This window comes from Aeromonas sp. (genome assembly GCF_050252055.1).
Lineage (GTDB): Bacteria > Pseudomonadota > Gammaproteobacteria > Enterobacterales > Aeromonadaceae > Aeromonas > Aeromonas caviae.
This window is the reverse complement of the sequence record NZ_JBFWLQ010000005.1, coordinates 335,546-358,475: the sequence shown is the minus strand read 5'-3', so window position 1 is coordinate 358,475 and position 22,930 is coordinate 335,546. Positions and strand designations below refer to the sequence as shown.

At 63.3% G+C, this 22,930-nt stretch carries 19 protein-coding genes and 1 riboswitch; of the genes, 9 read left to right on the top strand and 10 right to left on the bottom strand.

What is annotated here, in order from left to right; all coding sequences use genetic code 11:
• The first annotated feature begins 111 nt into the window (after window positions 1-111).
• Together AB7E19_RS11740 and AB7E19_RS11735 are read left to right on the top strand one after the other, a co-directional pair.
• The gene (locus AB7E19_RS11740; RefSeq protein ID WP_427935366.1) at window positions 112-1,152 is read left to right on the top strand and encodes a lipocalin-like domain-containing protein; all 1,041 of its coding nucleotides are present in this window, start codon (window positions 112-114) and stop codon (window positions 1,150-1,152) included.
• A 562-nt stretch (window positions 1,153-1,714) separates the two neighbouring features.
• Entirely contained in the window at window positions 1,715-2,416 is a 702-nt protein-coding gene (locus tag AB7E19_RS11735) for a cold shock domain-containing protein (protein ID WP_324046040.1), read from the top strand.
• A 257-nt stretch (window positions 2,417-2,673) separates the two neighbouring features.
• On the opposite strand, the gene AB7E19_RS11730 is transcribed toward AB7E19_RS11735, so the two are convergent.
• From AB7E19_RS11730 to AB7E19_RS11705, 6 genes are all read right to left on the bottom strand, one after another.
• Window positions 2,674-3,231, bottom strand: coding sequence for a hypothetical protein (locus AB7E19_RS11730; RefSeq protein WP_427935363.1), 558 nt, complete (start codon window positions 3,229-3,231; stop codon window positions 2,674-2,676).
• Between the two features lie 136 nt (window positions 3,232-3,367).
• On the bottom strand, window positions 3,368-6,160 hold the full coding sequence (locus tag AB7E19_RS11725) for an FAD-binding and (Fe-S)-binding domain-containing protein (protein WP_427935361.1): 2,793 nt from the start codon (window positions 6,158-6,160) through the stop codon (window positions 3,368-3,370).
• Complete coding sequence (locus AB7E19_RS11720; protein ID WP_427935359.1) at window positions 6,160-6,804, bottom strand: LutC/YkgG family protein; 645 nt, start codon at window positions 6,802-6,804, stop codon at window positions 6,160-6,162. Before AB7E19_RS11720 ends, AB7E19_RS11725 begins: the two co-directional genes overlap by 1 nt.
• Before the next feature lies 1 nt (window position 6,805).
• Window positions 6,806-8,242 carry a LutB/LldF family L-lactate oxidation iron-sulfur protein gene (locus AB7E19_RS11715; RefSeq protein WP_427935357.1) on the bottom strand — a complete coding sequence of 479 codons (1,437 nt, stop codon included), beginning with the start codon at window positions 8,240-8,242 and terminating at the stop codon, window positions 6,806-6,808.
• On the bottom strand, window positions 8,235-9,056 hold the full coding sequence (locus tag AB7E19_RS11710) for a (Fe-S)-binding protein (protein WP_080944315.1): 822 nt from the start codon (window positions 9,054-9,056) through the stop codon (window positions 8,235-8,237). The genes AB7E19_RS11715 and AB7E19_RS11710 overlap by 8 nt, the downstream gene beginning before the upstream one ends.
• A 12-nt stretch (window positions 9,057-9,068) precedes the next feature.
• A complete protein-coding gene (locus tag AB7E19_RS11705) occupies window positions 9,069-10,766 on the bottom strand; it encodes an L-lactate permease (protein WP_041215398.1) in 1,698 nt (565 codons plus the stop codon).
• 61 nt (window positions 10,767-10,827) lie between these two features.
• Between AB7E19_RS11705 and AB7E19_RS11700 the strand changes: the two genes are divergently transcribed.
• Entirely contained in the window at window positions 10,828-11,805 is a 978-nt protein-coding gene (locus tag AB7E19_RS11700; protein ID WP_080988704.1) for a LysR family transcriptional regulator, read from the top strand.
• A 15-nt stretch (window positions 11,806-11,820) separates the two neighbouring features.
• Here AB7E19_RS11700 and AB7E19_RS11695 read toward each other — a convergent pair whose 3' ends face one another.
• On the bottom strand, window positions 11,821-12,615 hold the full coding sequence (locus AB7E19_RS11695) for an alpha/beta fold hydrolase (protein WP_219596838.1): 795 nt from the start codon (window positions 12,613-12,615) through the stop codon (window positions 11,821-11,823).
• A gap of 106 nt (window positions 12,616-12,721) precedes the next feature.
• Here AB7E19_RS11695 and AB7E19_RS11690 point away from each other — a divergent pair, with 106 nt between their 5' ends.
• Genes AB7E19_RS11690 through AB7E19_RS11680 form a run of 3 tightly spaced genes read left to right on the top strand, consistent with a single transcriptional unit; the run spans window position 12,722 to window position 13,972 of the window.
• Entirely contained in the window at window positions 12,722-13,093 is a 372-nt protein-coding gene (locus AB7E19_RS11690; RefSeq protein ID WP_039038958.1) for an MmcQ/YjbR family DNA-binding protein, read from the top strand.
• A gap of 3 nt (window positions 13,094-13,096) precedes the next feature.
• The gene (locus AB7E19_RS11685; protein WP_041215401.1) at window positions 13,097-13,576 is read left to right on the top strand and encodes a GNAT family N-acetyltransferase; all 480 of its coding nucleotides are present in this window, start codon (window positions 13,097-13,099) and stop codon (window positions 13,574-13,576) included.
• Window positions 13,577-13,636: 60 nt separating this feature from the next.
• Window positions 13,637-13,972 (top strand): DUF3802 family protein, encoded by a 336-nt coding sequence (locus AB7E19_RS11680; RefSeq protein WP_041215402.1) that lies wholly within the window; start codon window positions 13,637-13,639, stop codon window positions 13,970-13,972.
• A 303-nt stretch (window positions 13,973-14,275) separates the two neighbouring features.
• On the opposite strand, the gene msrA is transcribed toward AB7E19_RS11680, so the two are convergent.
• Window positions 14,276-14,908, bottom strand: coding sequence for a peptide-methionine (S)-S-oxide reductase MsrA (gene msrA, locus AB7E19_RS11675; RefSeq protein ID WP_010674365.1), 633 nt, complete (start codon window positions 14,906-14,908; stop codon window positions 14,276-14,278).
• 252 nt (window positions 14,909-15,160) lie between these two features.
• Between msrA and argA the strand changes: the two genes are divergently transcribed.
• Window positions 15,161-16,489 carry an amino-acid N-acetyltransferase gene (gene argA, locus AB7E19_RS11670; protein ID WP_427935352.1) on the top strand — a complete coding sequence of 443 codons (1,329 nt, stop codon included), beginning with the start codon at window positions 15,161-15,163 and terminating at the stop codon, window positions 16,487-16,489.
• A 109-nt stretch (window positions 16,490-16,598) separates the two neighbouring features.
• Window positions 16,599-16,823, top strand: a riboswitch (Lysine riboswitch).
• 87 nt (window positions 16,824-16,910) lie between these two features.
• Window positions 16,911-18,263, top strand: coding sequence for a lysine-sensitive aspartokinase 3 (gene lysC / locus AB7E19_RS11665; RefSeq protein WP_010674363.1), 1,353 nt, complete (start codon window positions 16,911-16,913; stop codon window positions 18,261-18,263).
• Between the two features lie 116 nt (window positions 18,264-18,379).
• Here lysC and AB7E19_RS11660 read toward each other — a convergent pair whose 3' ends face one another.
• Window positions 18,380-19,474 (bottom strand): hypothetical protein, encoded by a 1,095-nt coding sequence (locus AB7E19_RS11660; protein WP_427935349.1) that lies wholly within the window; start codon window positions 19,472-19,474, stop codon window positions 18,380-18,382.
• Window positions 19,475-19,725: 251 nt separating this feature from the next.
• Between AB7E19_RS11660 and AB7E19_RS11655 the strand changes: the two genes are divergently transcribed.
• A complete protein-coding gene (locus AB7E19_RS11655) occupies window positions 19,726-21,996 on the top strand; it encodes an LTA synthase family protein (protein WP_427935347.1) in 2,271 nt (756 codons plus the stop codon).
• Window positions 21,997-22,465: 469 nt separating this feature from the next.
• Here AB7E19_RS11655 and AB7E19_RS11650 read toward each other — a convergent pair whose 3' ends face one another.
• On the bottom strand, window positions 22,466-22,783 hold the full coding sequence (locus AB7E19_RS11650) for a heavy metal-binding domain-containing protein (protein ID WP_010674360.1): 318 nt from the start codon (window positions 22,781-22,783) through the stop codon (window positions 22,466-22,468).
• Window positions 22,784-22,930: the final 147 nt, after the last annotated feature.

Here is a 22,930-nt window from a genome sequence, read left to right as displayed (position 1 = left end):
CCGCCCCTGATTCAGCGCAGAGAAGCGCACAGAGCTGCCGCGAACCATCCCCTCTCCCTTCGGGAGAGGTCCAGGGTGAGGGGAATCTTGTCCTCTTGGCTTGCAGCCCTCTTGGTCCCGCTTGTTGCCATAAGCGGCCACGCGCAGGCCAGCGATCTGGGGAGCATCCTGGGTGGCGGCAACGATCACTTCAAAAAGGCCCTGCCGGGTCAGTCCATCAACCTGCCCGCGGATCACGCTGCCCACCCCGACTACCGCTCCGAGTGGTGGTATCTCACTGGCAACCTCAAAGACGAGCAAGGGCGCGGCTACGGCATGCAGTGGACCCTGTTTCGCCAAGGCATCGAGCAGGAGATCACATCGGAGAACCCCTGGCTCACCCCTCAACTCTGGTTGGCCCAGTTCGCCATCACGGATGTGAGCAAAGGCAGCCACCAGCAGGACGAGCGCACCAGCCGCCAGGGGCCAGGGCTCGCCGGTGCCAGCGGCGGTGAGTATTGGCTAAAAGAGTGGGTGCTTACCTCTCAAGGGGAATCGCTCTTTCCCGCCACCCTCAAGGTGCAGAGCAAGGCGGGGGATCTTGATGTGAAGGTAAGTGCCGCAAAGCCCGCGGTGCTGCAAGGCAAAGCGGGTTACAGCGAGAAGAGCCCGGGCAACGCCTCCTTCTACTACTCCTACCCCCGCCTGACCATCAGCGGCACCCTGACCCTGGATGGGGAGACCCGCACCGTCAGCGGTGAGGGGTGGTTTGATCACGAGTGGAGCAGCTCGGTATTGGCCGAGTGGCAATCGGGCTGGGACTGGTTTTCGCTGCAACTTGATGACGGGCGCGAGCTGATGCTGTTTCGCCTGCGCACCAAAGCGGGCCACACTGAGCCTGAGAACCGCTACGGCATCCTGATTGAACGAGACGGCAGCAGCCGGGTGCTGAACCCTGCGCAGATCCGCCTCACCCCCGGCAAGACCTGGCGCGGCCCCAAGGGGCAAGCCTACCCCATCGAGTGGCAGCTGGAAGCCGCCGAGTTGAACCTGACGATCCGTGCCCGCCAAGCCAATCAGGCCATGACGGGACGCTTTGACTACTGGGAAGGGGCGGTATCCGTCTCGGGGGATGCCAAGGGCGTCGGCTATCTGGAGATGACGGGGTATTGAACCCAAGGCCTGCCTCATTTCTCGCTGCGTCTCTTTGTGTGTTACGGGGCGAAGTCTACGCCCCATTACCATCTCTACGGTTTGGTTCTGAGGCAACTTCCCAATAACAGCCAGCACCCAATATCCTGCCCTATCCAATTTCTGATCCCCATCAAAAATACTCACCAACCCACACCCAAAGTAAAACATTTTGCTCAACATATGCTGCTGTACTTGGTACCCTGTTTATGCGCCCCTCATAGCCCTAAAGGCAGCCAGGGAGCGACTACGGTTCGTACATCCTCAATCAGTTAACCACAGCACAATGGAGGCTATATTCCGTGCGGTAGTCGTGTGATTTAGTGAGTAATGAAATATAACTGGATACCAGTAAACACCATTGTTTTATAGTTAGGCAGGGTTTATAAAATCGAGATTGAGTGTGTTATACGACATGACAATCTCAGTGAGATCCTCCTCTATGTAGAAAGCACCTAGGGATACAAGAATAAAAAATAATTTTCTTTGTCAATCCCTTGTTCATTAACACAGTCAATTCAACATTTGATACCCAGGGAAGAAAATGAAAGGGAAAGTTACTCAATGGAATGATGGCAAGGGCTTTGGATTTATTACGCCAGAGGATGGTTCAGAAAAAATATTCTTCCATATCTCTGCTGTGAACCCTAATGACAGAAGGCCACAGATTAATGACGAGGTGTTGTTTGAGACTGACACCGATAGTCAGCGACGGGTGAGAGCGACAGAAGTTTACTATGAAGGTTGGACTCTTCGTCCTATCAAACAACCTTCCAAACAAAGCTCTCTTTCTAAGGGAGGGCCAAGTGATAAAAAAATCATACTTGAACCTGTCAGAAAAACACCTCTGGATTATGTTTTTTTAATCTTGGCTATAGTTTTGATAACTTTTACTGGCTTTAAATATTATAAAGAAAAAGACATTACGATATCACTTCCTATTGCATTGTTTGCAATGATATTACTTGCTCTCTTCAGTCGTCCCAAAAAACCTTCAAAAAAATTCTTTACCTGTTCTCGTTGTCGCTGCAATGCCCCGTTTGACAATCGCACCATTCGCGCTTGGAATACGGGAACAATGAAACTCTATTGCTCAAGTTGCCATGCTGAATGGTTGAGTAACCGAGACACAACAAATAATGATTTCCACTCATCATCAAACCGGGGTAGCGGCTGCCTTGGTGTTCTAGTAATGATGATCGTTATTCCAGTAGGGTTAGTGTCTATCGCATCTTGGCTGAGTTGAACATGACTTAATGGGAACTGGTCGTAAAGCAGTTAATGGCCAGATAAACTCCCGACTCTTGCACCTACTTCTTTATCTCACCACTTGATCAACCGGATGAGGATACTGTGATAGGGAATACTGTTACCACCTCATTTCGCAGGTGCGGCTGTATTCCATGGCTGCAGGCACGGCAATGGGGAACTCAGACGTCATTAATCCCTCATCTTCTGTTTGTGCCAAAAAGTGAAAGTACAGGTGAACACTCCGGCATGGCCTTACAACCCTCTTTCACTCTCTGCCTTGATGGCGCCCAGTATCCGGCGCCGGATCAGGCCGCTGACGGGGCGGATCAGATACCAGTAAGGTGCGAACTTGAGGTGGCAGGCCAGATCCGGGCAGAACACCCTTGTCTGGGTGGTCAACCGGGTGGTGCCGTTTGGCTGGCGGCTGGCCGAAAACCCCAGGGCCAGCTTGGCGACGCCTGGCGCCGCAAAGTCCAGATAAGCCTGACTGTCCGCCATGGTCACCAGACCAAAGTCCGGCCGCCAGAACCGGCCGACAAGGCCGTAGAGCAGCGTGTTGTCGTCATGGCTGTCGAGCGGCACGAATCTGTCCAAGCCAAAGGGAGGCGGGCTGGCGCTCTGTTGGCGACCGAGAAGATGCCCAAGGCGCATCGGCACTTCCCGCAAGCCGATCAGGTGGCGAAAGGCCGGATCCGCTTCCGGTCGATAGTTGGACGCCGCCTGGATGACGGTGCGCGGGTCGGCGGCAATGTCGCGAACGTGCACTTCACAGAAGTGATAGGCAGGCAGATAGTGGTTTAGCGGCGTCATCAATCCTTCCTTGCCATCGTTCGTATCAGCATCGGCCCCTTTCATAGCACGTAGCACCAGACAAGTCCCGTTTTTAAGCCACCTTGTTCACCCCATTGAAAACGGCAGGATAGTTATCCTGCCGTTTTTTGTTTCCCTATTTCGCCGCCTGATCCACCAGATAGAGGATGCTGTGATAGGGAATGCCAGCGTGCTGGCTGAGCCCCATTTCGCAGGTGCGGCTGTTGCTGAATCCCTGACGGCAATCCCTGGGCACCTGAGCGGGCAGGCTGGCAAGTGCGGCGGCGTTGAGCTCCGGGGTCATCAACCCTTTGTCACCGGCAAAGCCGCAGCACTGGATATGCTCAGGGACTATCACCTCGCGGGCGCAGGCACGGGCGACACTGAGCATCGCCTCCCCCAGCCCCATGCGCCGGCTGCTGCAGGTGATATGGAGCATCACTGTCTCATCAATCGGTACAAGGTTGAGATGGGGCAGCAGGTGTTCCAGCACAAAGGCGGAGGGCTCGAACACCCGAAGGCCCTTGCCGAGCGCCCCCGAGAGCAGTCGCTGCACGCAGGGGCTGGTGTCGAGCAGCACGGGCCAGCGCCCCTGCTCGCTTGCCTGCCACAGCGCCTCGGCCAGCTCAGTACGCTTGGCTTCCGCCACCTCGCTCATCCCCTTGCTGTCATAGGGCATGCCGCAGCAGAGCCCCTCAACTCTCGCCGGCACTATCACCCGGCAGCCCGCTTTATTGAGCAGGGATAACACCACGTCCGGCAGTGACGGGACCTCCTCCTGCTGGCCGAACACCCGGCTCGCGCAGGACGGCAAATAGACCACAGCGCGCTCGCTGGATCCGCCATGGCTCCCCTCCCCTTGCGGCCACCGGTAGCGGCTCGGCCCCGGCAGGGTGGGCAACCAGGCGGGGGTGCGCTGGCCGCTCAGATGGCGAACCCCGTTCACCAATCCTGCCAGCGCCTTGTCTCCCAACACCTTGCCCGCAATGGCTTTTAGGCCCAACGCACTGCGGGCGGTGCGGGTAACGCCGGCGAAGTGATCGGCGCTCCAGCGGGCGATGGGCACGAAGCGCTGGTACTTTTCGCTGCGCAGCTTCTTGATCAGGCTGCCGGTGTTGATGCCCACCGGGCAGCGATCGGCGCAGAGCCCGGTGGCGGCACAGGTCTCTATCCCCTGATAGTCAAACAGCCGGGCAAGATCCCCTGCCACTTCACCGCTGCGACCACGGCGTGACAACTCCCGATAGAGCACGATGCGCTGGCGCGGCGACAGCGACAGGGTGCGCGAGGGGCAGACCGCCTCGCAAAAGCCGCACTCGATGCACGGATCGACGATGGCATCGCTCGCCGGCATGGGCTTGAGGTGGGCCAGGTGGGCGTTGGGGTCGTCGTTGATGATGACACCGGGATTGAGCAGTTTATCGGGGTCCAGCAGCGCCTTGATGCGGCGCATCAGCGCCATCCCCTCAGGCCCCCATTCCAACTCCACATAAGGGGCCATGTTGCGGCCGGTGCCGTGCTCGGCCTTGAGGGACCCGCCAAAGCGCACCGCGACCAGCTCGGCCACCGCATCCATAAAGGCGCCGTAACGGGCCACCTGGGCCGGATCGTCGAACCCCTGGGTAAAGACGAAGTGCAGGTTCCCCTCCAGCGCATGGCCGAAGATGATGGCCTCACTGTATTCGAAGCGATCGAACAGGGCTTGCAGCCCCGCTACCCCTTCCGCCAGACGCTCGATGGGAAAGGCGACATCCTCGATGATGACGGTGGTGCCGGTGGTGCGCACCGCCCCCACCGCCGGGAAGAGCCCCTTGCGAATGGCCCAGAGGCCGGCGCTGTCGCCGGTAAAAGGCACAGAGGCGACCTGGGCGAACTCGGCCGCCATGGCCATCACCTGCTCGCAGCGATCCACCAGCTCCTCTTTCGATTCCCCATGCACTTCGATCAGCAAGGCGCAGGCAGCCAGATCCAGCGCCTTGATAAAGTCCGGCAGGCCGGGCTTGCCCGCGACCGAGCGAAGGGATCGTCCATCCATCAGCTCCACCGCCGCAACCGGCGCACTTTTCAGGCGCGAGGTGGCCAGACAGGCCTGCTCGGCGTCCCGGAACACCAGCAGGGCCGAGGCCTTGTGGGGGTATTCGGGCACGGTGTCGAGCACTACCTCGGCGATAAAACCGAGGGTCCCCTCCGAGCCAATCATCAGGTGGGTGAGGATATCGACGGGGTCCTCATGGTCGAGCAGGGCGTTGATGGCGTAGCCGGTGGTGTTCTTGAGCCGGTACTTGTGGCGGATCTTGGCGGCAAGCTCGGCATTCGCCAGCACTTCGGTGCGCAGGGCGGCGAGTCCCGAGAGCAGCTCCGGGCGCCTGGCCGCAAAGGCGGCGCGGCTCTGGGGATCGCCACTCTCCAGCACGGTGCCATCGGCCAGCAGCAACGTCATGGCGTGCAGGGTGTGATAGCTGTTGTGGGCGGTGCCGCAGCACATGCCGCTCGCGTTGTTGGCGGCGATGCCGCCAAGCTTGCAGGCGTTGATGGAGGCGGGATCCGGCCCAATCTTGCGCCCCAGAGGGGCCAGATAGCGGTTGGCATCGGCGCCGATCACTCCGGGTTGCAGGGCGATGCGCTCGCCCTCGTCCAGAATGCGGTGGCCGCGCCAGCTATCGGTCAGGGTGATGAGCACCGAATCGCTCAGGGCCTGGCCCGAGAGGCTGGTGCCGGCGGCGCGAAAGGTACACGGCAGGCCCAATTCGCGGCACACCGACAGCACGAAGCGCACTTCATCCAAAGAGTCGAGGCGCACGATGCGCTCGGGCACCAGGCGGTAGAAGCTGGCGTCCGTGCCGTGGGCCAATCGCAAGTCCGGGTCGCTCACCAGCCGCTCCTGCGGGATGCGCGAGAGCACGGCGGCATCAAACTGGTTCCAGCGCATCAGTAGTCCTCCACCAGCACTACCAAGAGGCGACTCGGGCCGTGGGCGCCGTAGGCCAGGGTCTGCTGGATGTCGGCGGTCTTGGAGGGGCCGGAGACCAGCAGCAGGTTGGTGGGCATGGCCTGCTGCCAGCGCCCGGCCGCCACCAGCCCTGCCAGGTTGTCGGCGATGGTGGAGGCCGCCAGCAGGGCGATATGGCAGGGGGGCACCAGGGACAAGGTGCGCGGCTCGCCGCCATCCGGCAGCAATACGAGCGTCCCGGTATCGGCAATGGCCCCCGCGCAGTGGGTGATGCCCGCCTGACAGACGTCGAACAGCGCGTCCTTCCAGCTCGCGAACTCGCCAGAGGGGGTCAGCACAGATCGCCCGGCGCAGGCGGCCGCGACCGCCTCCTGCCAGCGGCCGCCCTGGCCACAGGCCAGATGCGTCACGCCTTCTTCATCCAGCCAGGTGCTCAGCTCCCGGGCCAGGTTTACCTGTTGGACTGTGAGGATCTCGGCGTGGCTGGCGCGGATCCCGGCAACAAAGCGCTCGCGCCGCGCCTGTGCATCCTCTCCGCGCCAGGGCTGCCAACCATGGGGGGCATGTGCCATGGGGGCGGCGGCGCCGCGCAGGCGGCTTAATATGGCCTCTTTGCTCGACATCTCAGGACTCCTTCTTCTTCTGGCGCAGCAGGGCGTGCAGGCTCTGGGGGGCGGGTTTGGGGGCTTCGCGGCACTGGGTCCAGGGGCCCAGGTATTTGGGCATCAAGCCCCGCAAGCGACCGGCCACCCCGGTTGCAGCGTGATAGAGGCGTGGGTGGGTGGCGGCGAAGGCAAAGCCCTGCATGGCGAGGGTCTCAAGTCGGCTCCTGGCCGCCCCCTGCCCCGCCAGCGGTTCGTGACCGGGCTGTGCGTCGTGCTTGGCCTCCCGGCGCAGGCGCTGCAACAGGTCGGGGATGGGGATGCGCACCGGGCACACCTCGCCGCAAGCACCGCACAGGCTCGAGGCCGTCACCAGATCCTGGGTGCTTTCCAGCCCCAGCAGATGGGGGGAAACTATCTTGCCGATGGGGCCTGGGTAGATGGTGCCGTAAGCGTGACCGCCGATGCGGGTGTAAACCGGGCAGTGGTTCATGCAGGCGCCGCAGCGGATGCACTGCAGGGTCTTGCGCAGCTCTTCGTCCCGGTAAGCCTGGCTGCGGCCGTTGTCCAGCAGCACCAGGTGCACCTCGTCCGGGCCGTCCAGCTCCCCTGCCCGGCGCGGGCCGCTGATGACGTTGAAGTAAGTCGTGATGGCCTGTCCGGTGGCCGAGCGGGTCAGGGCGCTGTAAAGCGGCGGCACGTCGGATAAGAACTCCACCACCTTCTCGATGCCGGTGATGGCCACGTGGACCTTGGGCACAGTGGTGCACATGCGCCCGTTGCCCTCGTTCTCCACGAGACACAGGCTGCCGGTCTCAGCCACCGCGAAGTTGACCCCCGACAGCCCCATGCCGGCGCGGCGAAACTCTTCACGCAGGGCCCGCCGCCCGGTCTGGATCAGGGCGTCCACGTCCGTGGTGGGGGTGAAGCCTTCCAGGTTGCTTGCGAAGGTGTCGCTCACCTCCTGCTTGTTCTTGTGGATGGCGGGCATGATGATGTGGGACGGGGTGTCGCCGTCGAGCTGGACGATAAACTCCCCCATGTCGCTCTCAAGGCAGCGGATGCCGTGGCGCGCCATCTCGTGGTTGAACCCCACCTCCTCGCTCACCATGGACTTGCCCTTGACGATGCTGCTCACCCCGTTTTTTTGGGCGATGCGAAGGATGATGGCGTTGGCCTCGGCCGGCGTCTGGGCCCAGTGCACCCGGATGCCGTTGCGCTCACAGTTGGCTTCGAGCTGCTCCAGCAGGTCCGGCAGACGCGAGAGACAGCGCTGGCGGATTTGCTCCGCCGCATCGCGCACCGATTCTTCTTCGGCGGGGTCGGCGAAGGCATCCCGGCGCTTGGCGCGCAGGTAATCCATGGCACCGCGAAAGTTCTGGCGCAGTACCGGGTCGGCCAGGGCCGCCTCGGCCTGGGGATGGAAGCGGCGCGGCGAATACTTGGCGTGATCAGACATGGGGCTGGGCCTCTTTGGCATGAGCCAAATCGCTAACAGCGGCGCCGTTATGAGCTATTTCGTCACTGTCGGGGCGGCTGTGGGCGAGCAGGAAGCTCGCCAGGTGGGTGGCAGGCAAGATCCTGCCCTGATAGGCCAGGGATCCCTTGATGTTCAAGAGGCACCCCCAGTCGGCGCTCACCAGGGTGTCGGCGCCGGTGGCCAGCAGGTGGCGGGTCTTGTCTTCGACCATGGCCTGGCTGATGTGGGGGTGGCGCACCGAGAAGGTGCCGCCAAAGCCGCAGCACTCGCTCTCGTAGGCCTGTTCATGCAAGGTGACCCCATCGAGCTGCCCCAGCAGGCTGCGGGCCGTGGTGTGTACCTGCATCTCGCGCCGGGCCGAGCAGGAGGTGTGCATGACGATGCTCGCCTCCCCCACCCCGTGCCAGCGCACCCGGCAGACCCGGGCCAGAAACTCGGTGAGCTCGAACACCCGATCGCAAAAATCGGCCACCTCGGGGCTCTCGGGGAAGAGTCGGCGGTAGTGGTGGTGCATCATGCCGCCGCAGGAGCCCGACAGCACCACCACCGGCCAGGGCTCGGGGAAGAGCGCCATCTGGCTTTGCGCCACCTTGCGCGCCTCCTCCTCGTGACCCGAGGTGTAGGCCGGCTGCCCGCAGCAGGTCTGTTTCTCGACAAAGTGCACCCTTATCCCTTCCCGCTCGATCAGGGCGATGGCATCGAGCCCCGCCACCGGGTCGAACAGGTCCACCAGACAGGTGGCGTAGAGATAGACATCGGCCGGCTTGGCCGGGTAGACCCGCATTACCTTCATCACTTGCTCTCCTTACTTGAGCTGCAGCAGTGCGTCCGAGATGTGGAAGCTGTACATGAGCGCCAGCCCGATAAGGCCGGTGACCAGCAGGTAGTAGAGGGTCGGCAGCGCGGTCTTGCGCAGCGTCGCCCCCTCACGACCGAGCAGCCCCACGGTGGCCGAGGCCGCCACCACGTTGTGAATGGCAATCATGTTGCCCGCGGCGGCGCCGACTGCCTGCAGGGCCAGCATGGCGGCGGTGGAGACCCCAAGGGTCTGGGCCACTTCAAACTGGAACTGGCTGAACATCATGTTCGATACCGTGTTGGATCCGGCGATAAAGGCCCCCAGCGCGCCGATGGTGGCGCTGAGGGCCGGGAAGAACTCCCCCACCAGCCCGGCGGCAAAGTTGGCGGTGGTCACCGGCATGCTGGCGAGATCCGCCCCGTTAACGCCGGAGTTGATGAAGATGCGCACCATGGGCACGGTAAAAATCAGCACGAAGCCGGCGCCGATCAGGGTGCGGCTGGACTCCCCCAGCGCCCGCCCGAAGGGGGCGAGTGAGCGCGATTGCAGCCAGGTGGCGAGCAGGGCGCAAAGCACCAGCAGGCCCCCCGGCAGGTAGAGCGGCTCAATGGAGGCGCTGACCCCCTTCTCACCCAGCAGATCCGTGAAGGCGAGGCTCACCGACAGGAGGCTGGCCTTGAACTCCGGGCTCACCCGGCTCGCCACCAGCAGGAGCGCCAGCGCCACATAGGGGAGCCAGGCCAGCATGAGCGACATGGGGCGACCGGCGGCCTCTTTGAGATCGAGCTTCAAGGAGCCCAGCCACTCGGCGGGCCACTCGTTCTCGGGGGCGAAATCCCAGGAGTTCTTGGGCACCAGAAAACCGGCTCGCGCCGCCGTCACCACCAGGGCCAGCCCCACCAGACCGCCGATGAGGGACGGGAACTCGGGGCCGAGCAGCATGCCGGTGAGGGCATAGGGGACGGTGAAAGCGAGCCCGGCGAAAATCGCAAACGGCAGGATGGAGAGCCCCTCGGTCCAGCTGCGGTTGCGGCCAAAGAAGCGGGTCAGCATCATCACCATCAGCACCGGCATCAGGGTGCCGACGGTGGCGTGAATGAGAGCCACGTTGGTGGTCACCTGTTGCAGGTAGATGTCCCAGCTGCTGCCACCGGCGCTCAGGGTCTGGCCGATGGCCTGGTTATCCAGCCCCTTGTTGATGCCCACCAGGATGGGGGTGCCCACCGCGCCGAACGACACCGGGGTGGACTGGATCATCATGCCGAGCAGCACGGCGGCGAGCGCCGGGAAGCCGATGGCCACCAGCAGCGGCGCGGCGATGGCGGCCGGGGTGCCAAAACCCGAGGCCCCTTCGATAAAGGCGCCGAAGCACCAGGCGATGATGATGGCCTGGATGCGCCTGTCCGGCGAGATGTTGGTGAAACCGCCGCGAATGGCGGTGATGGCACCGGTGTGTTTGAGGGTGTTGAGCATCAGGATGGCGCCGAACACGATCCAGAGCACGGTCACCGTGATCACCAGCCCCTGCAGGGTGGAGGCGAAGACCCGGGTCGGGCTCATCTGCCAGCCCCACAGGGCGATGAACACGGTCAACAGGAAGGCGACGGGCATGGCGCGCTTGGCGGGCCAGTTGAGGCCGACCAGCAGCACGGCGGCCACCAGGATCGGCGAGAAGGCCACCAGGGCCAGCAGGGTGTCTGTCATCATTGCGTCCTTGTCCAGAGGGGTGCAGAGGCGCACCTTGTTGTTGTTTTGTTAAGCGGACGTGACCTTACCCTGTTCCTTTTTCGCGATATATGGAAATAATGAACAACATTCGTTCCAAAAGTTGATCAATATGGCCAGTACCGACGACCTCATCCTCTTCGCCCAGGTGGTGGAGGCCGGCTCCTTCAGCAAGGTGGCTGAACAAAATTCCCTGACAAATTCAGTGGTTAGCAAGCGGATCGGGCGTCTTGAAGAGGAGCTCGGGGTGCAGCTCCTCTATCGCACCACCCGCCGGCTCACCCTGAGCGAGGCGGGCAAGGCGCTCTATCAGGGTGCCAAAAATGTGAAGGCCGCCGCACTGGACGCCTTCGACGCGGTGGCGGGATTTGGTGAAAAGGTGAGCGGTCATGTGCGGATGTCGGTGCCCACCATCTCCGGCGAGCTCTTGCTCGCCGATGCGGTAGCCGATTTTTGCCAGCAGCACCCGGGGCTCACGGTGGAGATGTCGCTGGACAACCGCTTCGTCAACCTGGTGGAAGAGGGGTTCGATCTGGTCATTCGCACCGGCTATCTGGATGACTCGAGCCTGATTGCCCGCCACATTCTCGACTCCCAGTGGGTCATCTGCGCCGCCCCCGCCTATGTGCGCCGCTTCGGGGCACCGCGCGAGCCGTCGGATTTGCTCACCCACAACTGCCTGCGCTACGCCTACCAGAGCACGGGGGCCTCGGAGTGGGCCTTCAAGGGGGAAGAGGGCAACTATCTGGTGTCGGTGTCGGGGAGCTTTTCAACCGACAACGCCGGAGCCCTGCGCAAGGCGGCGCTGGGGGGGCGCGGCATCGTCTATGTGCCGCGCTGTCTGGTCTATCACGACCTGATGCAGGGGGATCTGGTGGACTTGTTTCCCGACCGGGTGGGCAAGAAGCTCGGCATCTACGCCGTCTACCCCTTCACCCGCCAGCCGCCGCGCAAGATAAGGCTGCTCATCGAGCACATCCGCCAGCGCTATCTGGAGATTGGCCACTACTTCATCTGAGGCCCTTGTCGGGCTTCAAAGAGCGGACGACGCCGCCTGACGGGAGAGAAACGCCAGGGACTGGCGGTTGAAGTGATCCGGCTGCTCCACGTTGCAGACGTGGCCGCACTTTTCGATGATTTCGAGGCGGCTGTAAGGGTCGCGGGCCACCTGCTCGCGCACCGGGGCGAGGAACATGTGATCCTCCTCCCCCATCACGTAGAGGGTGGGAATGGGCAGGGCCCGCTCGCGAAAGTAGCGCATCAGGGGGTTCACCTCGGTGGCGAGACGGAACCAGCGCTTGAACTCCTTCTGGCACAGCTTTCTGGCCTCGCGCACGAAGAGGTTGCGGGACTCCTGATGGTGCTGGCGCGGCATGATGATGAAGGCGAACAGGCGGTAGAGCCACATGTAGGGCAGGAAGTGCTGGCCGAGGCGACCAAGCTGCACCAGCACCCGGGAGCGGATGTCGAGACGCAGGATGGCACCGCCGAGCACCATGCTCTTGACCCGCTCGGGGCGAAGCTCCGCCAGGTGGCGAATGAGGATGGTGCCAAGGGAGATGCCGACAAAATGGGCGTGGGGGATGCGCAGGTGATCCAGCAGGCGCAGGATGTCCTCGGTCACCTCCCGAAAGCTGTAGTGCCCCTTTACCACCTGCTGCAGCTGGTTGGACTGGCCGTGACCGCGAAGGTCCAGCAGCAGCACGTTGAAGTGCTCCCGGTAGGCCCGCAACTGCTTGAACCAAATGGAGGAGCTGCCGCCCGCACCGTGCACGAACACCACCCAATCCCGATCGGGACCCAGTTCAAAGGTCTTGTGGTACAACATCTCATGGGCTCCCGGGGTGATGGGGGGTATACTCGGCGCGCATATTAACAGAAGGCTCACCCCGGTGAACATGCTTCCACCATGATCGGACCAGCCTGGAGTCCCCATGACCCTCGTTCAATTGCGTGAATTTTTGCTCAGCCAGCCCGGCGCCACCGAGGACACCCCCTTCGGCCCGGAGATCCTGGTCTACCGCATCGCAGGCAAGATGTTTGCCCTGGTGGACTGGCAGGCGGAGCCCCTCTCCATCAACCTGAAGTGCGAACCCGAGCTCGCCCTGCTGCTGCGGGAGATCCACCCCGAGGTGAAACCGGGCTGGCACATGAACAAGCAGCACTGGAACACGGTGACCCTGAGTGAAGGCCTGTCTGACGATCTCTGGCAGGGCTGGATAGTCCACTCCTATGAGCGGGTGGTGGCGGGTCTGCCCAGGGCGAAGCGGCCCCAGGCCCCCCGCGCGACCATCAGGGAGGGTTGACCCATGCCGTCTCCTTCTTCTCCTCGCATCGTCCCCCTCGAGGAGGCGCACATACCAAGGCTGCTGGATCTGTTCGAGCAGTCGGTACGCCGCCTGGGGCCTGCACACTACAGCCCGGAGCAGGTGGAGCAGTGGGCCAGGGGCGCCCATCACCCGGGGCTTGCCAGCCAGTTGCGCGAGCACCATGGCTGGGTCATCGAGCAAGACGATGTGCCCCTTGGCTTTGCCACCCTGAGCGATGACGGTCATCTCAGCCTGCTCTACGTGAGCGCGGATCATCCGCGCCAGGGGCTCGGCACCCTGCTGCTGGAGCGGGTGCTGGCAGCCGCCAGCCAGATGGGGCTTGGCAGCCTCACCACGGAGGCGAGCGCCTTCAGCCTCGCCCTCTTCCTGCGTCACGGCTTCCTGCTGACCGGATTGGAGACGGTGGAGCGCGGCGGTGTCCAATTTATCCGCCATCGGCTCCACTGCCGCTTGCCATGACGGGTTCAGCCACTAAAATACGCACCATTTCCCCAAGGCAATGAAGAAAGGGCAGCCATCATGGTGGTAGAGAGCGACGGTTACATTGCGCTGATCGAGTATCTGGTAGAGAGTCTGGGTCTGTTCGAGAGCCAGCAACAAGGCGGCGGTGCCCAGACCATCGAGGATCTGGTGAGCAGCCGGGTGGCCGACAACCTGATGGCCATCTGCGAGCAGAACCCCCAGCTCGACCCCAAGGTGCGCTTCCTGATCATGCAGGAAGCCGATGCCGTGGTCGCCGACCTGGAAGAGGTGCTCTCCGCCGTCTGGTTGTCCGCCCCCAGCGAAGCCCAGCAAGCCTTCCTCATCGAGTTCATCGACCTCATCAAGAACCTGTTCGACAGCACCATCGGCTGATCCCATCCCTGCCGTGACGGCAAGGGGACGAGATGCAATGAGGCGAGGAGTGAGGCGGGGCGCCCAATGAAAAGGGCCGCCTCATCGGGCAGCCCTGCTTGCTAGCATTGTCAATTCATCGCGCTTGTCAGAGTAATGAATTTCGGGGCAAAAAAATGTGTCTGGTCTTGGCAACCATCCGTGGTCGCTACCCTGTTGGTCAGCCAGGGTTCAGTTTAGTTCCCCACCTGACGCATTTTTTTCAATTATTTTTCATCACAATGACACGGGGGCCTGATGGCCCCCGTGGTATGCAATGACGCCTCAGCGATTCAGGCTGGGAGGCAGGCAGACGCCAATGCCCCCCAGGCCGCAATACCCCTCGGGATTCTTCTCCAGATATTGCTGGTGATAATCCTCGGCATAGTAGAAGGGGGCCAGCGGCAGGATGCGGGTGGTGATGGTGCGCCCGTCACCGCTCGCCGTCATGGCCTGCTGGTAGGCGGCCAGGCTCTGCTGGGCAATCGCCTCCTGGGTGTCGTCCCCGACGAAGATGACGGAGCGATACTGGGTGCCGATGTCGCCACCCTGGCGCATCCCCTGGGCCGGATCATGGTGTTCCCAAAACAGCTTGACGAGATCCCCATAGCTGATGACCTTGGGATCGAACACCACCTGCACCGTCTCGGCGTGGCCGGTCAGGCCGCTGCACACCTCCTTGTAGGTGGGATTGGGGGTCAGCCCCCCCTGATACCCGGCGGCGGTGGAATAGACTCCGGGCTGCTGCCAGAACAGACGCTCCACACCCCAGAAACAGCCCATGCCGAACCAGGCAAGCTCCATCCCCTCGGGCCAGGGTCCCTGGGTCGGGTGGCCGTTTACTGCGTGCACCTGGCCAATCTCCAGCGCTTCCCGCCGTCCCGGCAGCGCCTCTGCCGGTGAAATAATCTGCTCCATATGCCCTGTCCTTGTATAAAACCCCGCGCAATGCGGCTGACGAAAAGGAACACCGAAGATATCAGGTTATTAGCCCGGATCAACCAGGGAGCGGCCCCCGGGGCGACCCTCCCGCCCTCGCCTGCGTCTTCCCCTCCCCGCCCGCACTGGTCAAAATGGCGACAAAAAAACACCATGTCGATATTTAGTCTTGATTTGTGAATTTATTTTCATATATTGGGCGAATTGCTGCTTTTTTATGGAATGAAACACGTGCGTGAACGCGAACCCAGCCTGGTCCATGCCTTTCGGCAATCCACCCCCTATGTCAATGTGCACCGGGGTGCCACCTTCGTCCTGATGATCGGCGGGGAAGCCATTTGTCACCCCAATTTCGCCAACATCGTCAGCGACATCGCCCTGCTGCAGACCTTGGGGATCCGCCTGGTACTGGTGTTTGGTTCGCGTCCGCAAAATGACGAGGCCCTGGCCCGCGCCGACATTCAGGCCCAGTATCACAAGCGGATCCGGGTCACCGACGATGCCAGTTTCGCCATCATCAAGCAGGTGTGCGGCGGTCTGCAATACGACATCACCGCCCAGCTCTCCATGGGGCTCGCCAACACCCCCATGCAGGGGGCCCGCATCAGTGTGGTGAGCGGCAACTTCGTCACCGCCCAGCCGCTGGGTGTGGATGACGGCATCGACTTCTGCCACAGCGGCCGTGTGCGTCGCATCGATGTGGAGGGGATCACCCGCCAGCTGGATCAGCACGGCCTGGTGCTCATCTCCCCCATCGGCTGCTCGGTCACCGGCGAGAGCTTCAACCTGAGCTCGGAAGAGGTAGCCCGCCGGGTGGCGGTGGATCTCAAAGCCGACAAGCTCATCTGCTTCAGCAGCACCCAGGGGGTCATGGACAGGCACGGGGAGGCCATCTCCGAGCTCTTCCCCGAGCAGGCCGAAGAGCTGCTGGTGGCGCTGGAGCAGGCGGGGGAAGAGATGTCCGGCACCGCCCGTTACCTGCGCGCGGCCATCGCCTCCTGCCGGGGTGGCGTGCCCCGCTCCCACCTGGTGAGCTATCAGGACGACGGCGCCATGCTGCAGGAGCTGTTCAGCCGCGAGGGGCTGGGTACCCAGATCGTGCGCGAAAGCGCCGAGCGGGCCCGGGCCGCCACCATTGAAGACATCGGCGGCATCCTGGATCTCATCCGTCCGCTGGAGGAGGAAGGGATCCTGGTGCGCCGCTCCCGGGAGCAGCTGGAGATGGAGATAGACAAGTTCACCATCATCGAGCGGGACGGCCTCATCATCGGCTGCGCCGCCCTCTATTGCTTCATGGAAGAAGCCATGGCCGAGATGGCCTGCGTCGCCATCCACCCGGAGTATCGCAACTCCAACCGGGGAGACACCCTGATCGCCAAGGTGGCCGAGCGGGCCAAGCGGCTCGGCATCCGTCGCCTGTTCGTGCTCACCACCCGCTCCATCCACTGGTTCCGGGAGCGGGGCTTCGATCCCCTGGAAGTCGAAGATCTGCCGGTGGAGCGCCAGCGCTTCTACAACTGGCAGCGTCGCTCCAAGGTTTTGTCCAAGACCATTTCGTAACTGATTGATCTTGTGCCTGGTTACCGTCAATTTTGTTCTTTTTTACGAACTCGATTGACAGTGCAATCCAGACCAAGGTATTTGTACATGCACGCCACCTGTCACAGGTGGCACCAGAAGAGGAGCGCTGCCCAGGCAGCCCAGGGGAGGACACCAGTGTCCGGTGAACTTGGGTCAGGGGGAGCAGCGCCGAGACGAGGCGAGTGACTGGACACCGCCACGTCGGCTGCGGGGGCTGAATCCCCCGGGTTGTCATCGGTAGTGGTCATCCCACACCGCGCCCCACTTGGGGCGGGTACGGGATGGGCTCTGCAGGTGGAGTGCTTCTGGCCGGGATCCTCGCGTTTTCCTGCCATTTTTTGCCTCCTCCTCTCTATTTGCCCGATGAAACCGGATTTTCACCTTGAGACAGGAGTATGCAATGAACCCGATCAATGTCGCCAAGTTTGGCGGAACCAGCGTCGCCAATGCCGCGGCCATGAACCACTGCGCCGATGTGGTGCTGGCCAATCCGGCGACCCGGGTGGTGGTGCTGAGCGCCAGCGCCGGCGTCACCAACCTGCTGGTGAGCCTGGCTCAGGGTGAACTGGACGAAGCCGGACAGGATGCCCAGCTTGCCAGGCTTGCCGACATCCAGCTGGCCATTCTGGCCGCCCTTGGCAACCCGAGCGACGTGAGCGCCCTCATCCATGCCCAGCTCGGCGACATTCGCACCATGGCCCGTCAGGCCAGTCAGCACACCGACGCCGAACTCGCCGATCGCCTCATCGCCTGCGGCGAGCTGATGTCCACTCGTCTCTTCACCGAACTCCTGCACCAGCGCGGGGTCAAGGCCCAGTGGCAGGATGCGCGCCAACTGCTGCGCACCGACAGCCGCTTTGGCAAGGCCACCGTGGATCTCGCGGCGACCCGCGCCCTCTGCCAGCAGGCGGTGGGCCCGTTGCTGGGTGACAGCCTGGTCATCACCCAGGGCTTCATCGGTGCCGACGGCGATGGCCGCACCACCACCCTCGGCCGTGGCGGCTCCGACTACAGCGCGGCCCTCCTGGCCGAGGCACTGGACGCAGGCAGCATCGAGATCTGGACCGACGTGCCCGGCATCTACACCACGGATCCCCGCCTGGTTACCCGCGCCCGCCCCATCCCCGAAATCAGCTTCGTGGAGGCGGCGGAGATGGCCACCTTCGGCGCCAAGGTGCTGCACCCGGCCACCCTGCAACCCGCGCTGCGCCAGGACATCCCGGTGTTCGTGGGCTCCGCCAAGGATCCCGCCGCCGGTGGCACCTGGATCCGCGCCACCACCCGCAGCAACCCGCTGTTCCGGGCCGTGGCCCTGCGCCGCCAGCAGGTGCTGGTGACCCTGCACAGCCTCAACATGTTCCACGCCTACGGCTTCCTGGCCGAGGTGTTCGGCATCCTGGCCCGTCACCGCATCTCGGTGGATCTCATCACCACCTCCGAGGTGAGCGTCTCCCTGACCCTGGATCACACCGGCAGCCAGAGCAACGGCGAACCCATCCTGAACGACAAGGTGCTGGCGGAGCTCGGCCAGCTGTGCAAGGTGGAAGTGGAGACCGGTTTCGCCCTGGTGGCGCTCATCGGCAACCGCATGAGCGAAGCGGCCGGGGTGGGCAGCCAGGTGTTCGACGCCATCCGCGAGCACAACATCCGGATGATCTGCTACGGCGCCAGCGCCCACAACCTCTGCTTCCTGGTCAAAGAGGACGAGGCGGGCCACATCGTCAACTGCCTGCACCGGGAACTGCTCGACTGAGTCGCCCCGGCGCTGGCACACAACGAGCCTCCTCCGCCACATCACACCCGGGGCGGCCTTCCCCACTCAGCAAAGAGGGGCGCCACGGCGCCCCTCTTGTCACTCTTCTTCCACCATCAGCTGGTGACCAGGGTAGCCCGGGTGGGCAGCAGATTGGCCCGGATCTGCTCGCGCAGCCCTCCCAGCCGTTGCAGCAACCCGGCCTGACCGAGCCCCGCTTCGTCAGGGGCCAGATTGTCCACCAGGGCCGGGAAGTGCTCCCGTACCGCCTGCTCCAGCCAGTCGAGGCGGCGCAGGGTGAGCGGGCCGCAGCTCTTGCCGCTGAGATCGTCCAGGATGTCGAGCCGATGGCTGCGGTACATGTCGCGCCACCAGTTGGCCGCCAGCGCCTCGTCGCTTGCCAGCGCCGCACTCCACTCCCCCACCAGTCCCTGCATCCGCGCCAGCACGGGGGCGCTCGCCCCCTCCCGCGACAGGTATTGCAGCTCTCCCCTGGCCCAGGCGAGGCAGAGCTCGCGCCAGCGGCGAAACAGCGGCAAGGGATCCGCCTCGTCCAGCCAGAGCCCGGAGAGGGTGCGGGTTTCCAGCCGCTCAGGCACATGGAAGTCGGGATCGGTGAGGCCGTTGGAGTTGAACTCGTGCAGGGGATCGAAGGGCCACATGTAGCCAAAATCGAACACCGAGATATGCTGGCCGTCATCCAGCAGGTTGCCCGGGCTCGGATCCCAGTCAAACCAGCCCCAGCGGGCCAGCTCCGCCTCCACCGCCAGCATCTGCGCCAGGTTGCGCTCGCAGAGCGTGCGCACCGGCTCCCCCCGCAGCCAGGGGGAGACCAGCACCCCGGCCCGGGCGGAGCCGAAACTGGTGCAGACCACGTTGGAGAGGATGGTGGGGTGCAGCTCCCGCAGGCTCTCTATCTCCCGGCGCCGCTCCTGCTCGGTGAGAAAGGCGGTCTTGCCGTCCACATTGGCCACCAGAGAGTCCTGGCGGCAGCGTTTCAGGCACCAGTGGTGCCCCTCCACCTTGAGATGGAACACCTCGGCGGTGAGCCCGTGACCGTAGACCTTGACGACGTCCGGGTGATCCTCGGTCAGCCGGACGAGCTGGGGCAGCGGCAGGGGGCAGTCCCGCTCCCGCCCGATCCGGATCTCTTCTTTGCTCTCCAGCATCTGGAGCAATCTGGCCTGACGCGCCGCAACTTTGGGATTCATACATGTACCTCCAACCGTTACTGAGAGACTAAACAGCGCCCCCCTCCCAGACCAGCAGCAAAGGCTCATGATGACGCTTTCATCACAGAATGAGTGCCCCTGGCAGATCGGGATCACAAATTGCTTCACTGTGCTCATCACGGAATATTCATCTTGTTGTCATTAAATTGACATCAAGGAACAAGCCACGCACCATCGGGTCAAAATAGAGGCAGTCGTCGCTGCCATGACCGCTCCAAGGATGAGCCCTTATGAATGCCCCCGTCACCGGCCACCGCCCCGCCTCCCAGCCCCTGGCCGGGCTGTTGCTGGGTCTGCTGACCGCCCTGCTGCTGCTGACCCTCGCCCTGCCGCTGCTCAACCCCGTCAGCTGGCTCGGGCGTGCCGCCCCCCTCATTCTGGGCCCGGCGGATCAGCCCATCGCTACCCTCAATCGCTACAGCCTGCTCTACAAAAGTGACAACCGGGGCTTCTATCTGGTGGTGCGCAGCCAGTGGCAATTGCTCAAACCCCTGCAGGAGGGGGACAAGGTGCGGGTGGAGCTGCTCAACGACAAAGGGGTGCGCATCGATCAGCTGAGCCAGGCGGTGGACAAGCGCCAGAAGTGCCGCAAGGAGCGCTGCACCCTGAGCCTCAACAGCGCCCTGCGCGCCCCCGACGACGCCCTGGACAGCCGCTACCAGCTGCGCATCGGGCTGCTGCTGGCAGACAGGCCGGAGAGCGCCGAATACAGCCAGATCCTCCAGACCCTGCCGGAGCGCGGTTTCAACCTCCTCTACCTGATGACCAGCCTGCTGCTGGTGCTGCTGGTGAGCGCCGCCGTGCTCAAGGCCCTGCTGCCGCGGCTGCGCCGAAGCTACCGCGCCCGGGTGGCAGGCAGCCTGCTGCTCGGCAACCTCACCTTCGTGCTGCTTCACGGCTTCGTGGTGTTCAAGCTGGGGGAATTCCTGTTCTGGTCGGGCTTTCGGCCAGAGCACTACTACCTCGCCTGGGGCAGCATGGTGCTGGGCTGGAGCCTCTGTGCCCTCGCGGGCTTCAGCCTCTATATGGGGCTGCTCTTCACCGCCCTCTCGGGCATCGGGCTGCTCGCCAACTTCATGAAGATCGCCATCTACGGGGTGCCGCTGGGGGGGGACGATCTGGGCAACCTGCTGGCCCTGCTGCACATCCTGCTCGATCAGCACCCTGTGGTGCCGGTACTCGTCGTGCTGGGGCTCCTTTTTCTGGTGTGGCGCTTCGCCCTCTCCCGCTGGATCCTGCGGGGCTTGCTGCGCACCGCCGCCGCCACCGCCGCCTTCTTCGCCCTCTGCGTGTTCGCCACCCAGACCGGCAACAAGCTGCTCGGGGCCAACATCCGCTACGTGGACAGGGCGGTGAACTACCACAGGGACATCATCCGCGCCGGCCCCGGCCTCTACCTGTTCAACCTGGTGGACGAGATGCTGCAAAGCGGCAACGTGTTTCGCTACCCCTTGCAGATCAACGAGCGCACCCCGGAGCTGAGCCTGCCCGCCCAGCCCAGGGCTCCCCGCTTCGATCTGGTGATCGTGCTGCAATACGAGTCGCTCTGGCTTGACTGGCAGGGCCGTCTCTGCGCCCCCGCCCCCACCTTGAGCCTGCCCGCCAGCGTGGCCCAATGGCGCAAGACCATCCACTCCCCCACCACGGGCGGCATGACGGTACTGGCGGAGTTCGAGATGAACACCGGCCTGCCGGTGGGCCTGCTCAAACAGGGGGTGGTGCCCTACTACTACCTCTCGGACAAGGTGCCCGGCCTTGCGCGCAGCGCAGCCCAGAGCGGCTACCAGACCCTGTTCGCCCACCCCTATGTGGAGAAGTTCTGGGGCCGCGCCAAGGCGATCCCGGCCCTCGGCTATGAGGAGCGCTGGTTCGATACCCGCTTCACCGCCCTCGAGCACAAGGGGCTCTACATCTCCGACGATGCCCTCATCGATCACCTGCTCAAACGCAGCAACCAGGACGATCAGCCCCTGTTCGCCTACGCGGTCACCATGCAGGGGCACGGCCCCTTCGACGGGGATCGCTACCGGGCCCAGCAGCGCAGCGGCGCCTGCCCGGATCAGAGCCCGGCGGATACCCAGTTGCTCAACACCTACTACACCGGGGTGGTGGATGCCATGGCCTCCCTGGAGCGGCTGCTCAAGACCCTGGACAGCTCCGGCAAGCGCTACCTGGTGGTGGCCTTCGGGGACCACCAGCCCTTCCTGATGTCGGCGGGCAAGGGTATCCACGGCGCCAAACCGCCACGGGATGCCAGCTACCAGATCCCCATGATGACCTTCACCCGGGCCGGGGACGGGCTGGATCTCGCCCGCCAGTTCGACCCGGTGCGCCAGCTCTACCAGATGGGCCAGGCCACAAGGCAACTGCTGGCGGGGGACCTCACCCCTATCCGGGACCAACCCCTGCTCCACCCGGTGCTCGGGGAGGAGAAAGGCTTCGACCCCTCCCCCCTGGTGCCGCAGATCCGCGCCAGCTTCCGGCCCGATGCATTGCCCTGATCGATTGAGACACGAGGGACACAGATCCTTGCAACACCTTCCGGGCCGATGCCCTGCCCTGATCCGCAGCGAACTAGCAGACGACAAAGAGGTCGCCCGGGCGACCTCTTTTTATGGGCGGGATGCGAGTACAGTGCCGCCTGCACCTCGCCATGTTCGTCCCGACCTGGGCTCTGCGACCCCTGACAGGTCATTTTTTGTTTAGATATATCAAACGATAACTCATTATCGAATAGCAAAATTGAACAACTTTGCCGACCTTCAGGCCCTGTGCCTCCCCATGTTCCCGCACCTTCTCCGGGCCGGGCCATTTTCTCCCTCATTCCCGGCCAATCGGAGCGTTCGATACGTTCAGGCCTTGAGCCCCACTCACTTGCGCCCACCTTTGCGCGTCACACCCAACAAAAAGCCGACCTCGGGGTCGGCTTGTGACGGGGCGTTTGGCCATGCAGGGCCGGGCACTGGCGGGCTAGATCACCACGGCGGTGCCGCTGATGCTGACCATCAGCATGCTGCCGTTCTGGCCCACCACCTCGTAGTCGATGTCGATGCCCACCACGGCGTTGGCCCCCAGCGCCTGGGCACGCTCCTTGAGCTCCTCGAAGGCGATCTCCCGGGCCCGGGCCAGCTCTTTTTCGTAGGCGCCGGAGCGGCCGCCGATGATGTCGCGGATACCGGCGAACAGATCCTTGAAAATGTTGGCGCCGAGGATGGCTTCGCCCACGACGATGCCGCGGTACTCGCGAATGGTCTTGCCTTCCAGGGTGGGGGTGGTTGAGAGGATCATGAGGTCTCCTGTGAGTTGGGCTGGGTGCGCGAAGCACCGTTGCCGTCATGGTAGCAAGGCGTTTGCCAAAGCATAAGCCCGGCGTGGCCAGGGGCTTCAAGCACAGCGCCAGCCAGGTTCATCAAGGTGCCATCCATACGGCCTGTG

Bases quoted from the DNA above. Each gene is read 5' to 3' on its own strand.
- AB7E19_RS11725 (WP_427935361.1), bottom strand. From the start codon at position 6,160: ATGCGCTGGAACCAGTTTGATGCCGCCGTGCTCTCGCGCATCCCGCAG.
- AB7E19_RS11695 (WP_219596838.1), bottom strand. From the start codon at position 12,615: ATGTTGTACCACAAGACCTTTGAACTGGGTCCCGATCGGGATTGGGTG.
- AB7E19_RS11705 (WP_041215398.1), bottom strand. From the start codon at position 10,766: ATGACAGACACCCTGCTGGCCCTGGTGGCCTTCTCGCCGATCCTGGTG.
- AB7E19_RS11655 (WP_427935347.1), top strand. From the start codon at position 19,726: ATGAATGCCCCCGTCACCGGCCACCGCCCCGCCTCCCAGCCCCTGGCC.
- lysC (WP_010674363.1), top strand. From the start codon at position 16,911: ATGAACCCGATCAATGTCGCCAAGTTTGGCGGAACCAGCGTCGCCAAT.
- AB7E19_RS11730 (WP_427935363.1), bottom strand. From the start codon at position 3,231: ATGACGCCGCTAAACCACTATCTGCCTGCCTATCACTTCTGTGAAGTG.
- AB7E19_RS11680 (WP_041215402.1), top strand. From the start codon at position 13,637: ATGGTGGTAGAGAGCGACGGTTACATTGCGCTGATCGAGTATCTGGTA.
- AB7E19_RS11710 (WP_080944315.1), bottom strand. From the start codon at position 9,056: ATGAAGGTAATGCGGGTCTACCCGGCCAAGCCGGCCGATGTCTATCTC.
- AB7E19_RS11715 (WP_427935357.1), bottom strand. From the start codon at position 8,242: ATGTCTGATCACGCCAAGTATTCGCCGCGCCGCTTCCATCCCCAGGCC.
- AB7E19_RS11690 (WP_039038958.1), top strand. From the start codon at position 12,722: ATGACCCTCGTTCAATTGCGTGAATTTTTGCTCAGCCAGCCCGGCGCC.
- AB7E19_RS11735 (WP_324046040.1), top strand. From the start codon at position 1,715: ATGAAAGGGAAAGTTACTCAATGGAATGATGGCAAGGGCTTTGGATTT.
- AB7E19_RS11720 (WP_427935359.1), bottom strand. From the start codon at position 6,804: ATGTCGAGCAAAGAGGCCATATTAAGCCGCCTGCGCGGCGCCGCCGCC.
- AB7E19_RS11650 (WP_010674360.1), bottom strand. From the start codon at position 22,783: ATGATCCTCTCAACCACCCCCACCCTGGAAGGCAAGACCATTCGCGAG.
- msrA (WP_010674365.1), bottom strand. From the start codon at position 14,908: ATGGAGCAGATTATTTCACCGGCAGAGGCGCTGCCGGGACGGCGGGAA.
- AB7E19_RS11685 (WP_041215401.1), top strand. From the start codon at position 13,097: ATGCCGTCTCCTTCTTCTCCTCGCATCGTCCCCCTCGAGGAGGCGCAC.
- AB7E19_RS11660 (WP_427935349.1), bottom strand. From the start codon at position 19,474: ATGAATCCCAAAGTTGCGGCGCGTCAGGCCAGATTGCTCCAGATGCTG.